Origin of the sequence: Janthinobacterium sp. 67, assembly GCF_002797895.1 — a bacterium.
In the GTDB taxonomy this organism is placed as follows: domain Bacteria; phylum Pseudomonadota; class Gammaproteobacteria; order Burkholderiales; family Burkholderiaceae_D; genus Janthinobacterium.
On the sequence record NZ_PGES01000002.1, the window covers coordinates 125,424 to 138,411 of the forward strand.

At 54.3% G+C, this 12,988-nt stretch carries 11 protein-coding genes; 9 read left to right on the forward strand and 2 right to left on the reverse strand.

Translation table 11 applies throughout. The annotated features are described in order from the left end of the window. Nucleotides 1-333: 333 nt before the first annotated feature. The 9 genes from CLU90_RS28430 to CLU90_RS28470 all read left to right on the forward strand — a co-directional run bounded on the left by CLU90_RS28430 (nt 334) and on the right by CLU90_RS28470 (nt 8,310). The gene (locus CLU90_RS28430) at nt 334-1,242 is read left to right on the forward strand and encodes an NAD(P)/FAD-dependent oxidoreductase (RefSeq protein ID WP_070221977.1); all 909 of its coding nucleotides are present in this window, start codon (nt 334-336) and stop codon (nt 1,240-1,242) included. Between the two features lie 400 nt (nt 1,243-1,642). Continuing rightward, nucleotides 1,643-3,292: an alkaline phosphatase D family protein gene (locus CLU90_RS28435; protein WP_227742197.1), complete on the forward strand. Its 1,650-nt coding sequence runs from the start codon at nt 1,643-1,645 to the stop codon at nt 3,290-3,292. Nucleotides 3,293-4,080: 788 nt separating this feature from the next. Then, on the forward strand, nt 4,081-4,485 hold the full coding sequence (gene flgB, locus CLU90_RS28440; RefSeq protein ID WP_100429664.1) for a flagellar basal body rod protein FlgB: 405 nt from the start codon (nt 4,081-4,083) through the stop codon (nt 4,483-4,485). 191 nt (nt 4,486-4,676) lie between these two features. After that, entirely contained in the window at nt 4,677-4,913 is a 237-nt protein-coding gene (locus CLU90_RS28445; RefSeq protein WP_070308611.1) for a hypothetical protein, read from the forward strand. Continuing rightward, nucleotides 4,865-4,996, forward strand: coding sequence for a double zinc ribbon domain-containing protein (locus CLU90_RS30035; RefSeq protein WP_232731431.1), 132 nt, complete (start codon nt 4,865-4,867; stop codon nt 4,994-4,996). The genes CLU90_RS28445 and CLU90_RS30035 overlap by 49 nt, the downstream gene beginning before the upstream one ends. A gap of 332 nt (nt 4,997-5,328) precedes the next feature. Then, the gene (locus tag CLU90_RS30040; protein ID WP_232731421.1) at nt 5,329-5,781 is read left to right on the forward strand and encodes a hypothetical protein; all 453 of its coding nucleotides are present in this window, start codon (nt 5,329-5,331) and stop codon (nt 5,779-5,781) included. Nucleotides 5,782-6,002: 221 nt separating this feature from the next. After that, nucleotides 6,003-6,728, forward strand: a complete 726-nt coding sequence (locus CLU90_RS28460; RefSeq protein WP_070221474.1) for a ZIP family metal transporter — start codon at nt 6,003-6,005, stop codon at nt 6,726-6,728. A gap of 348 nt (nt 6,729-7,076) precedes the next feature. Then, nucleotides 7,077-7,637: a TIGR01841 family phasin gene (gene phaP, locus CLU90_RS28465; RefSeq protein ID WP_071650202.1), complete on the forward strand. Its 561-nt coding sequence runs from the start codon at nt 7,077-7,079 to the stop codon at nt 7,635-7,637. Nucleotides 7,638-7,743: 106 nt separating this feature from the next. Continuing rightward, a complete protein-coding gene (locus tag CLU90_RS28470; protein ID WP_070221486.1) occupies nt 7,744-8,310 on the forward strand; it encodes a carboxymuconolactone decarboxylase family protein in 567 nt (188 codons plus the stop codon). 130 nt (nt 8,311-8,440) lie between these two features. On the opposite strand, the gene CLU90_RS28475 is transcribed toward CLU90_RS28470, so the two are convergent. Both CLU90_RS28475 and CLU90_RS28480 read right to left on the reverse strand, forming a co-directional pair. After that, on the reverse strand, nt 8,441-9,451 hold the full coding sequence (locus CLU90_RS28475) for a DUF3734 domain-containing protein (protein WP_100429665.1): 1,011 nt from the start codon (nt 9,449-9,451) through the stop codon (nt 8,441-8,443). A 61-nt stretch (nt 9,452-9,512) separates the two neighbouring features. Continuing rightward, the gene (locus tag CLU90_RS28480) at nt 9,513-12,485 is read right to left on the reverse strand and encodes a Tn3 family transposase (RefSeq protein WP_100429666.1); all 2,973 of its coding nucleotides are present in this window, start codon (nt 12,483-12,485) and stop codon (nt 9,513-9,515) included. Nucleotides 12,486-12,988 lie beyond the last annotated feature (503 nt).

The following is a 12,988-nucleotide window of genomic DNA, read 5'->3' on the forward strand; positions in this document are numbered from 1 at the left end:
TTACGCGCTCCAACCCCTTGCTCAGGAAAGGCGTCGCCCCTACCTGTAATAACCTGCATTCGAAACGGGCCCGACCAGCATTCCAGCAGCTTCTCTGCCAGGAATAACTGCAACTGACGGTCCCCTCAAACCAGCATTAGCTGCAAATGAACCGGTATTTATCTGCGCCGACCTGCATTCCATCGCCACGAACCAGCACTATCTGCAACTAACCAGAATGTTCAGCACGGCCTTGGTGTAGGCCAAGATTTCGTCCAGCATGTCCAGCCAATGGGCGATCACGCGGTTGAGCAGGTGGCCGATTGTGCTGTGCATTGCTGTTACAATCAAGGGATGACTCCCCCCATCCTGGACACGCTAATCATTGGCGGCGGACCCGCTGGCCTAACAGCGGCGGTATACCTGCGCCGTTTCCGACGCGACATTGCTGTCATCGATAAAGGGCACAGCAGGCTTGACTTAATTCCGGTAACCCATAATTTTCCTGGTTTCCCGCACGGCATACGCGGTTCGCAGTTACTGGAGAATTTGCGACGCCAGTTGGGTAATTACGGCTGCGAAGTGACTCAAGGTGAAATTACTGGCTTGCGCCGGGAAGGCGATGTGTTTGTTGCCCACCACGATGGCGGCCAGATATATGCCCGAACTGTATTGCTGGCGACGGGCATTGCGGATGCCGGCTTGCCAATCGAGAACTGGCACGAAGCGGTCGCCAGCGGTGCGCTCAGGCTTTGTCCCGTCTGCGACGGCTTCGACGTGCTCGACAAGCGTATCGCGGTCGTGTCGTCCAACGTCAACCCGGTCGGTCATGCCCTCTTTATGCGCACGTTCAGTGCCAGCGTGACACTATTCGAACGTGATGAGGTACGGCTGAGTGCCGCTCAACGCGCCGAGCTTGATGCAGCCATGGTGACCTACGTGCTCTCGCCACTTCAAGGCATAACTATGAGTGAGAAAATGATGCCCATTCTGCACACAGCCGATGATGATAGTCACGAGTTTGATGTGGTCTACCCAATGCTGGGGGAAGTGGCCCGCTCCGATCTTGCCCAGTCGCTGGGCGCGAAAACTGGCAATTGCGGTGAGCTGACTGTGGATCAGCAACAGGCCACGACAGTGCCAGGCTTATACGCCGTGGGCGATGTCGTGGCTGGCCTGAACCAAATTAGCGTGGCAGCGGGTCAGGCCGCCGTGGCGGCAACCCATATCCATAACGAGCTGCCGCGCCTATTTCGCGGCTAGCAGTGGCGCCGTCAATGGATAAGCTTTACATGATCGGTTGGTATACTCGAACTGAAGTGCTATCGCTTGCCGGTGTAGTCGCATTCACTGTAGCGAGCTGCATTTGAAACGGATTCAACCTGCATTCCATCTCCCCAAACCGAAATTCTCTGCTACCGAAGGCGAGCGCATGAGAATTAGCTGTAACAAGGTGCTGCGATATCCAGTCGCCGGCCGAGGTCCGTCATGTACGGCGACGATGGCCAGTATGGAGTTAATGGCATTAACTCGTTGAACGCTAGCGTCTCGACCCGAAACCTTCGCCGATTGCATCAAAGCGGAAAAGGTATAATCAAGTTCGATTTCGCCAAGCCAAGTATGAGACATTGGGAGTTGAAAGCATAGATAGAGCACCACCCCGATGAAATTCGTTGACATTCGACGCAAGGCCTTTGCGCGCTTAACGGCAGGCGATACGGGAATCCCTTTGGTTACCTACGGCACTGAGACAAACGCCCTTCCAGCGGTAATACCCCAACCTGGAACATGGCAGCAGTTGGATGTGAGGGCCAGGGCGGCGCACCCCACCGCGGACCGCCTCTGCGGGCATCCGGAAATGACCAGGCAGCTAGAAACCATTGGCCCTGTACTGTTGGTGCGCGGCGCCAACGAGCGTCAGTGTCGACTTTCCGCCATCGTTATCACCTTAGACCACCTCAGCCCACCAGTCCTGGTCCCGGAGGAGGGGCAAATCATCACGCCGGTGCAGCTACATTCGCAATTTGGCCGGACGGTATGGCGATATGACTTCGATCTGCCGGCGCGCGAGAACGCTACCTACCGTTTGGGCGATGCCGTCTTTCCCGTGCATGCAGATTTTTCAGGCGATGTGCGGATCGCCTATGTGTCTTGCAACGGGCAGGAGCACGCCGACACGGATCGGCCAGCAGTAGAGCGCAACGCGATGTGGCGCCGCTTGGCAGAAGAGCACGCGCGTACGCCGTTTGGCCTTCTATTGCAGGGCGGCGATCAACTTTATGCCGACGAAGTCTTTCAGTCTCATCCGGCCCTCGCAAGGTGGGCAGCGAAGGCGAGGGTGGAGATGACAGAGCAGTCGTTCAGCGCCGACATGAGCACGGCGGCGGAAAGTCACTATTTCAACCGATACCTTACGCTTCTGGCTCAGCCGGATATCGCCCATCTGAATGCCCGCGTACCTTCGCTCATGATGTGGGATGACCATGATATTTTTGATGGCTGGGGTAGCATTCCGGAGAAGCTTCTCGATGACCAAGTCGGTCGCGGCCTCTTTAATGTGGCGCGGCGCATGTTCATGCTGTTCCAAGTCGGCGCTACCCTCGAAAAGCCCGCAATCAGCGAGGAGACGAGCGAACTCCGAAGTCTTACCCAGGTCGTCCGTTTCCCTCGGTTCTCAGTGGTTGCGCCTGACCTTCGCTCGGAGCGCCGGCCGACTCAGGTGATGGGGCCATTCGGCTGGGCCGCATTTGAGCGGGCACTCTTAGCGACCAACCGGGACGACCGGATTCTGCTCATGTCCAGCGTGCCGCTCCTGGGCCCGCGGTTAAGCTGGATTGAGAAATTTCTGCACGTGCTCCCTGGCGTCCAAAAATATGAGGATGACATGCTGGATCAATGGCAGAGCCGATCGCACCGTGCCGAGTGGCGGCGCATGCTGGAGGCTCTGCAACTACGTGCGATCGAAGGCCGCATCGCCGTCACGGTGCTCTCGGGCGAGATACATCTGGCCACGCGCGGCGAAATGGCGTTTACGGACGGAACGATAATGCATCAGCTTGTCGCGTCTGGAATCGCGCATCCGCCGCCGCCGAGGTTGTACGCCCGCGCGCTCGGATATCTTGCGATGATGGGTGAAAGCGTCTTACCGGGCCAGCCGGTCCGCCTGAAGCCCTTGCCTGGCCACAAGCACATCTACACAGCCGAGCGTAACTACGTGGTCTTGATGCGGCGTAGCGAAAAGTGGTCTGCCGAGTGGGATCTAGAAGTTTGCGGCCGTACACCTGCGATGCTTCTGGAGGGGCGCCATGACTGAGCGAGTCATCGGTTGCGCCACGTGCAATCATCAGAAAGGCAACCAACTCGCCGCATGCATCGCAACGTACGTCCTGACCCAAAACCTGTTCTGGTGAGTGAGGTTGCCGAACTTGGAGCAGCGCAGGGCTTCCCCCGCCCGCCCCCTGATTCAAAGTTAAGCATGGTTACGCATCAATTCCTTGCATGCGAGAAACAACCAATGCTGCGCGCAATTTGGGCCATACGGACTATTATCAATGCTGCCATATCAACTTGGCTTAACAGAAACTCTATGGGAGACCTCTATGCAAAGTCAAAGTACGAGCACGCACGACAAAAATCTTCAAGCCTGCATTGAAGCCTGCGAAGAAGCAATCCATGCATCCCAAGCTTGCGCGGCTGCGGATATCCGGGAAGGTGGTGGTGCGAATTGTGCACTGATCAATCTCGATTGCGCGGATATTTGCACTGCTACCATGAATGCGTTGGCAAGAGGATCAGAGCATCATGGCGATTTTTGCGCGCTCTGCGCCCACATTTGCACGATGTGTGCACAGGCATGCGCCGCTCACGCAGACAAACATGCGCACTGTGCGGCGTGTAAGACGGCGTGCGAGAACTGCGCTGCAGCCTGCGCAAAACATGCGCGCGAGCGGCACGTCTAATTTTTTGAGTACTCTGCAGGGGCGGTATCTGATACCGAATTGCTTTGAAATGAAAAAGTGAAAGGTAAACGCCCCTCTTTTCTTTCCTCTATGACAGTTGATATTACCGTAGCATTGGATCCTGGTAAATTGCGGATACACCATGGAAATCGTCAGGGCAAAAGAAGCGGACAGCGACGTGTTCTGGGAGAAGTCCCTGAGCATTTACGCGAAAAAGCTCGAGCTGATTGCGTCGAACATCGCCAATGCGGACACGCCACATTACAAGGCGCGTGATGTTGATTTCAAGGCTGCGTTGAGCCAAGCGATGAGACAACCGGAAGCTCAGTCAAAAGGGGATCAAAATTTTCGGTCAGTCCTTCCAAATGACCCTTTTCCCATCCTGTACCGCGTGCCATCTCAAGCGAGCGCAGACAATAACACCGTTGACATGGACGTGGAACGCGCCGCATTCGCAGAAACCGCCATTCGTTACGAGCTTGCAGTCCAAAAAGTTGCACACGAATACAAAGAGATGAGTGAACTTTTCAAGTCGCTACCATATTAAATTAATTTCATTGCCCGTCGATTCCTGCCTGCCATCCTTGCCGCATCAAATCGCGGGTGGCAATAGGTTTTCTTGGAGCATGTGGACCGCAAGATGACCGCCGGCGCTTAATTTCGATGACGATAAGCGAGGATTCATGGAGCAGGTTCAATCGCTACAAAGTAGAGTTGTTCAACGATTGTTAAGGAGTCATGAAATGGGCATTTTGGATCGAATATTGGGAGGGCATGGCGGTGGTCATGGTGGTGGGCATAGGGATAGCGGACATCATGGAGGTGGCCATCACGGTGGTGGTGGTCACGGCGTTCCGCCCGGTGGAGGTTATAGCAATACCCCTCCTCCGGTTAGCAATGGAGTTTCGTGCGCCACATGTCGGGCTATTAATGCACCAGGAGCGAAATTTTGTCACCAATGCGGCACCTCACTGACTCCTGTAGCATGCCTCCAGTGCGGCACTAGTTTGCAAGTAGGCACAAAATTCTGCGGTCAATGCGGTAAAGCTGTCGCATAGTTGCGGCGATGTCCATGTCATCCTTATGAACTGAACTACCTGTTCTCGGCTCCGCGGACCAAAATTTGTTGTTAGTGCAAACATAGTAACGTCGGCCAGTTTCCTGGCCGCCTTGAGCGCTCACACGGCTGGGTTTTCAAACAGGGGCTTAGCGCATGGGTCGGACAGGAGGGGGAGCGCAGCTGTCTGGCCCGCGAGGCGATGGCCGACGTCGATGCCCGCCGCGCCATCGATCACCAGGCGGTGCAGGCTTTGGCCGATAGCCTCGGTACGGACGACCCGCTGCCCGCGCCGGTGGTGCGCTGATGCGGTCGCAGTGGACCAGCAAGGTATTGTCCAACGTGGTGCGCCTGCATGAATTCAATGCCAGCGCAAACGGACCCGCTGCGGCGCGCCTTAAAGTCCTCGGCCAGCGGCTGGAGAAATTCGACCCGCGCGAGGTCGCATGCTACTTGTCGGCCGTTATGAGATCGCCGATTCCGTGGTTTATGTCATGCGGACTTGGCACATACGTGAGGACCAGTTATATGAGTTTTTCGTTACCTGCCGACGTCGTCGTGCAGCGAAAGCCGCTGTCCGCAACCTCGTTCGAATATATTTTCAGGCACCATAATCTCGGCGAATTGGGCCGGCTGATCTTGGTTTCTGCGCCTTGCGGCCTAGTCGTAACGCCGGTAATGTTCGCGCCCATAGGCGATGTAAGGAATGCGCAGCGCAAGTTGGTTTTCGAGCCACTGGCGCAGACTTTAACGGATGATTTGAAAAAAAGACGTCGCAAGGGGTAGCGCACCATGAAGGTTCGTTGGAGGGCAGTGCGACTCGGTGCGTCCCCGAAGTTTGATACCAAATTGGATATAAGCACCGTAGCCCTCGATTGGAGCGCCTTGAACCTGTAGTTTATATAATCTCATGGCATACTGATCGGGAGCGCTTAAGTGAATGTGCTCCAAATCAATGGATGCAAAAGGACATTTTCTTAGGAATTTATATCTGAGTGGAAATATTAATGACATCCTCCGTGGGCGGCATACTCAATTACGCACTTTATCCCGTACTCGCCCTTGCCGCTGGTGGGGGCGCGGCGCTTCTCCGCCCTCCCGGCGCGCCGCTTCGTAGTGCTATCCAGCACTTTACGGCCGGGGTAGTGTTTGCTGCACTTGCCACTGAGTTACTACCTGACTTAATGCATCGGCGTTTGCCTTGGGCAACACTAACGGGTTTCGCCCTCGGTGTTTTGGTTATGCTCGCGATAAAACATTTTACTGAGAAGGCCGGGCAAGATGCAGCTCCGAAGGGAAAAAATGTCGACAGCCTGTTATGGATCCTTGGCGTCGATTTCGTGCTCGACGGTGTGCTGATCGGGCTTGGTTTCGCAGCGGGTAAAAAACAAGGATTGATACTTACCGTAGCGCTCTCGCTCGAAGTACTTTTTCTCGGACTGTCCTCCGTTACTGCACTGGTTAGCGTCGGCGCCACACGTACTCGAATTGCTAGCTTTATCGGCTTTTATATGGCATGCCTACTTTTTGGCGCATTGGGCGGTGCGCTTGTGCTTGCCAACGCGTCAGCGATCGTGCTCGACGCAACTTTGGCATTCGGGGTCGCAGCGCTGCTATATCTTGTGACCGAAGAGTTGTTGGTCGAGGCGCACGAAGTAGCCGAAACGCCCTTGCAGACGGCTACATTTTTTATAGGTTTCATTGCGCTGCTGGTTGTCGAGATGATCATCTAATGTGGACTTGGCATGCGCGCGCTGCTAACAAATTCTGTGCGACCCATGATATACGTAAAGATCCCGATTTCGCAGTTCGACTTTATCTACACTACGCACTGGCATGAGGCATTCCGAGCATTCCCATAGCCAGCCACTCAAAGTGATGGCCCGCACGATTGAACAATCGCTTCAATAAAAGTGGCTTTTAAGCTAGCCTATTGATGTGCTACATTTGTTTTCCGCACGAAAACTTTGAGGCAATTTCGCTGAGTCATTAGTTCTTCTGGCTCAAAATCTGCATGGCGCTTGGTATTCACGGTCCTTTCGATACCATGCCCATTCCACAAAACATTTTAAGGTATTCCTATGTTCCCATATTCAAAAGCTGTCGCCCCGGCTCTTCAAAGCCACTTGGAATCACAAACTGCGTATTTTAATGATATCTCAAAATCTTTGTTTGAAACGATTCAAAATTTGAGTCAGGTGAACATGCAGCTTGTTCAAACGATGATTGAAGAGTGCAATCACTGTGCTCAGCATGTTCTGTCGACCGACCACCCGGCTCCGTTGATCGATGCCGTAGCATCTCGCGCATTGCCAGCATCGGAGAAGTTGCGTGCATATCATCAGCAGCTGTCGCGCCTTGCTGCAGACTCGCAGGTCGCTATAGCGCGTATTAGCGAAGAACACGCTCCAAAAACTTCGAGCACCGCACAGAAGCTCGCTGAGGATGTGACCCGCACTGCTGCCGAGGAGACACAACGCAGTATGGAAAAACAGCAAGAAACAATGCGGAGTTTCACTAACTCGTTTGCTCAACACAGCAACGACAAAGACAATGGGCGAGCAGGTGCGAGCTTGCAAGGTGCTCGTGAAGGCAATATACAAGGTGGCATCCCTGAAAATCCTCCCGCCAAACCCAAATAAACGATTATATGTATATTTCGGGTGCCTCTAGGCAGCACGGGGAAAATAACGCCACATACACACATTGTGCGATGAGGCTTTTAGACATGATTTCAAGGAGTTACTCGTGCGCCTTCCCCTAATCGCCCCGGCGGACCTTACGGTCGAACAGAAGGCCCTCTACGACCATATGCGCCAAGGAATTGCGAGCAACTTTAACGCCTTCAAAGTTGAGCGAGAAGACGGGGCACTAATGGGGCCATGGAATCCATGGTTGCACGAGCCGGCAATCGGCAAGGCGATCTGGGACCTGACCCTAGCGATGACAGCCAACGCCGTGCTGCCGGACAATATTCGACAGATTGCTATTCTCATCGTCGGTGCCCATTTTAACGCCACCTACGAAATTTATGCTCATGTCGCTGTCGCTGAGCGGGAAGGAATGTCCGCTGAGCGACTTGCCGCGTTGGTGGCAGATCTCAAGCCTACCGACCTGTCCAAAGACGAAAATGTCGCATTTGATTTCTCGTATGCGCTGTGTCGCGGCGGCGCACTTCCAGAGCCGCTATACCGGCTCGCTCTTGCAACCTTTGGGCAACGTGGGACCAATGAATTAATTTATCTCGTTGGTCTATATGCACTGGTATCAACAACACTGAACGGTTTTAATGTCCCCGTTCCCGAGCGGGAATAGGAGATAGGAGGCGCGCCCGTGTTGCATCAACCAAAAAGAAGGCGCCCGTCGAGGTAGCCAAGCTGTGTGTTGGTCCCTTCGAAAGCAGGTATCACAAAAATATTTGGGCGCGGGCGTTTAGCAGTATCGCTTACGCACTTCTTTCTGAATTGCGGACAATGTCGTGCACTATCACACTGTTATGTTCGGTGGTCTCTACAAGCCAACCCGCCTGATCAACTGCTTGCAGTGCGTCGCGATAGCCTTGCTCCCATCTCCATGATATCGAGCTGCTGGCGAAATTGATATCCTTCGCGGCCATCTGCCAGTCGCGCCCGGGATAGACCAGACGAACTATATGCAAGGTTGTCTCAGGAATCAGTTGGTCTAGCACTTCGTTGCCAACGTCAGCGCGTAGCTCGACCGGTAGCTTCGCATAGAGCCTTTGAAGCATGCATTGTAGATTGTGCGTACGCCGATATGCCTCGATATGACGATTCGACCTGGAAGCAAAAACAATGTCCTTTTGACGCGTCTGTACCTCGTTCAAGGTCGTTGGCTCCGGTCCCTCGGCGCGCCATAGATCAACCATGAAGCAAAGCGTGTCCACCGGAGGCGTGTCATCAAAAATGGTTTCTATCGGCGTATTCGAATACAACCCCCCATCCCAATACAAGTCCCCGTCAATTCGAACGGGTGGAAAGCCAGGCGGCAAGGCACCGCTTGCCATGATGTGTTCAATCCCGATAGCCTGTTTTTGACTGTCGAAGCTGACCAATTCGCCACTGCTGACTTTAAGCGCATTCACAGTCAAGCGCATGTTGCCTGACGTATTCAAGTAAGAAATATCGACGACGTCACGTAGCGTATCGGCTAGCTCGGCGGTATCGTAGAAGCTTGCTTCTTCCGGAGGTACTGATAGCCCCATACTGAACGGGCTCCAAAATCTCGGTTTGAAGAATCCAGAGATGCCTCCTACCGCCGCGACAAAGGTCGCCCACTGGGTAGATTTTTGCCGCATCGGATCTGTCATCAAATCGAGCCCGACAGATTCCTCCTGGGATACCGTTTGCCAAAAAGCCTTCAACTTGGCAAGTCTGGCGGCTGGCGGGTTACCAGCGATAATCGCCGCATTGATGCCACCAATGGACGTACCAAGCACCCAGTCCGAGGGCCGGCCGGGATTGCAGTTTTTTTCGCAAAAAACGACCTAACCAATTGATTTATTTGGTAAATTCGACTTTATAATTCATCGGGGCTACCTCGCGTTCAAGGTCCAGCATATATTCGCCGAATCGGTTGATGTGCCCTTTCCGATATGGCGCTAAGCCGCGAAGCACCTCCTCCGTTAGCACATATCCCTTTGCCTGTATTGTCTTGAGGAGCCGCGTCATCTCATGGACATTGTGCAGGATGACCATGTTCGCAACGAGCTGGTTGTACTTGATAACCTTGCGCTGTTCGTGCCGAACGTTTTCGGCAATGATGCCTTCGCCCCCAAAAAACAACCATTTGATGAAGCCGTTGAATTCCTCGCTCTTGTTGGTTGCTGCATGGATGGTACGACGCAATTCTGCGTCGTTGATGTACTTGAGCAGGAACATTGTCCGATGTACCCTACCGAGCTCGCGGAACGCGTAGTAGAGCTTGTTCTTGCGGCTAGCGGTCCCTAGGCGGCGCAGGATTGTCGATGGCGCAATCTTGCCCGCTTTGATGGAAATAACGACGCGCAGCATGTCCTTCATATGGCGCGCGATCAGTTCCCAGTCGATCGATCCACGGAACAGGCTGCCAATATTGTCATACTGGTCGGCCTTGTCCGCCTTGAAGAACACCAGATCTTTGATATTGCGGATGCGCGGCATCAGGTCGATACCCAGCAGCGAAGCCAGGCCAAAGACAGGCGTGCTTTGGGCCTGGGTATCGCCGTGCAGCGTATCTGGCTGGATGTCCGACTGGTTGCTGATTAGCCCATCGAGGATGTAAACCGCCTCATAGACGCCGCATGGAATAAAGTGACTGAACAACGCGATGTACTTGTCGGACACATGGTAGTAGCCAATGCCGCCGTATCCACCGTAGCGGATATGGTATTCGGAAAGCAGGTTAGCCTCGTAAATGTTCCATTTGGTACCGTCGGCCGACGCGCTCTTTCCCGATCCCCAATAACGTGGCAATGCGAAGCGGTTGTATGCATTGATCACCTTGACGATCGCCTTGTCCAGGCGCTGCTCGGTGACATGCTTGAGATTGAGCCAGGCCACCTGCTTGCGGCTCAGGCCCTTGATCGAGCGTGCGGTCTGCGTGGCGCCCAAGTTACAACCATAGCAAAACAACGTAGTGATAAAGCGCTTGCGCGGATCGTCTACTTTGGCCTCGAAGCCGGACAACGGACCGAAGAGTTTATGCAAGTCCAACCATTTTTCAGTCTCGGTCAACACATCAAGGATGCTCACCGGATCCATTTCATTGGTGACCATCTGCTCGATGGCGTCAAGTTCGGGCGGCGGCTTCGGACGCTCCATGCGACGGATCACAATGCCGCTCTCGTCGATATCGGCAAGGCTATTTTGCGGGAATCGGCTGTCAACGTCGCGCGCTAGACTGCCGAGTTTGTCGCGCAATTGCGCGACAAACGCCGGAGCTTCCACCGACAGCCCTACCAGTTCACCATAGGCTTTCACTTCACGCTCGTATTGCTCCCAGTCCACCAGGTGGTTGCGATAATCATCGTAGTCGCCGCTATGCTCGACGTACAGATCGCCCGACTTGAGTTCATCCATGACTTGCGTCATCACGGCAAGTTCGAAATACTTGCGATGCACGCTCGCTGGAGCATCGGCTGCGACTCGGCCAAAAACCAGCTTGCGCCACTTATCGGACATCCAGTCCAGTGCCAATTCAGGTAGCGCACCTTCTGCCGCTGGCAGTTGTTCCTTGTGGCTGGAGCGATGCTTTTGGATGATGGCGATCGCCGCCAGCAGGCTCTGATCCTGGGAGCTGGATTTCAGGCTGAGCGCTTCGAGGCACTTGAAGAGCAGGCTGCGCTTGCCAACATACCCGACCAGCATGAACGGATAATAGTTATTGCCAGCATACGCCATGTGCTCGTCGCATTCAGTGATCCATGCCCCCAGATCCCCGTCGAGGGATTGCTCGACCCTAGCGACGCGCTCCTCGTCGCTGCCCTCGTCGCTCAGGACGGTCAGCACTTCGCGGAACTGTCCGATCAAACGCTCAATCTGTTCGGCGTGCTGCAGGTGATATTGCCGCAACCGTTCCTCGGCACCGTTATGCAAGCTGCGGATGGTCTTGATGAAGATTTCGGCGATATCGTCCATTGCCTTTTGCAACTGGCTTTGAATCAGCAGCACGATGAGGGTGTGGCGCTTGAGTGGCTTGATCCGCCGCATTTCCGCCACATCCAGGGCACGCGCCTCCAAAACGAGTTGTTCACGCTTGGTTGCGGCGATGGCCTCGGTATTGGGCAGATCCTGCGCCAGCGCGATCATGGTGTCAATGTGCGCCAGGAAATCCGTCACCGCACGCACATTGGGCTGCTTCGGCTCGCGTTTGAGGCTATCCCATATGCGCAGGTTCTCACCCGCAGTGAGCATGTGTTCAAAACGCTCGACCACGCAAGTTGGCAATCGGCCAGCCACCGCCTTATAGATGCCGTCATTGACGCTGGTACGGGACTGGCGAGCCAGCCTGAACAAGTAGGTGAATCCAGGCAGTTCCAGGCGACGCTGGACCAACTCTTCAATCAGGACATTGATAATGTCGGGTAGCTCCTGCTTGGTATGGGCAGCCTGCAGGGCCTGATCTTCCAGCCAGTATTCATCGGACGAGTCCATCACCCGGATCCCCACGTACCCGCGCAGACGGCGCTGGTGTGTTGTCTTGCTACCGGACTGATCATATTGCGCCAGCGCCCGTTTTGCCGGAACGCGCAGACCGCTATGTTCGCAGATATGCCGCACCACGATAGACGGGACGCTCGACAAGGGGACGAAATAACCAAGCCTTTGCAACAGCATAAGTTGGATCAGCAAAAAAGTACGATGCGATGCTTGGCGATACAGAGTGAAGATATGGTCAATTTGTGCGCGCGAAGGCGTGTAGATCGCCCCGAGCTCCTGCTCAGTGAACTCTTGTTTCAGGCGTGGATAAGCCGTTTCATGGATATTCGTCATTGAAATCAGTCGACACCGGTCCAGCGAAGGAATTGCTGGAAATGGTGCATCGATTGCAAGTTTTTTGTCAAGCAATTAAACGTAAAGCATATGTCTTTGATTGACCTTCCCATTATGGTAATGCGTATAGTGATAATATCTGCCATTCGGATCCGTACTTGCTCACGGTCAAGTGACAGCATAGCAATAGCTTGACAGTTGGTTTGATACAACCTAGGCTACGAATATCATCCGTATAGATAGTTTATGAAGACCTCCCGCACAGTGCGATTGTTCACGGCTCTTGTCGCGATACTTAGCATGCTGTTCATGCAGCATGCGGTCGCTTCATACCTATGCCCTGGCGTACCGATGGGAGTCGGTAGTTCCGTTATATCCGCAGGCGTTGGGGTGTCTGCGATGCCCGCGATGACAGACTGCGCCGGCATGGACACTGACCAGTCGACGTTGTGTCAAATTTATGCTGTGGGGGATGCGTCCAGGCAGTCGCTGGACAAGACGCC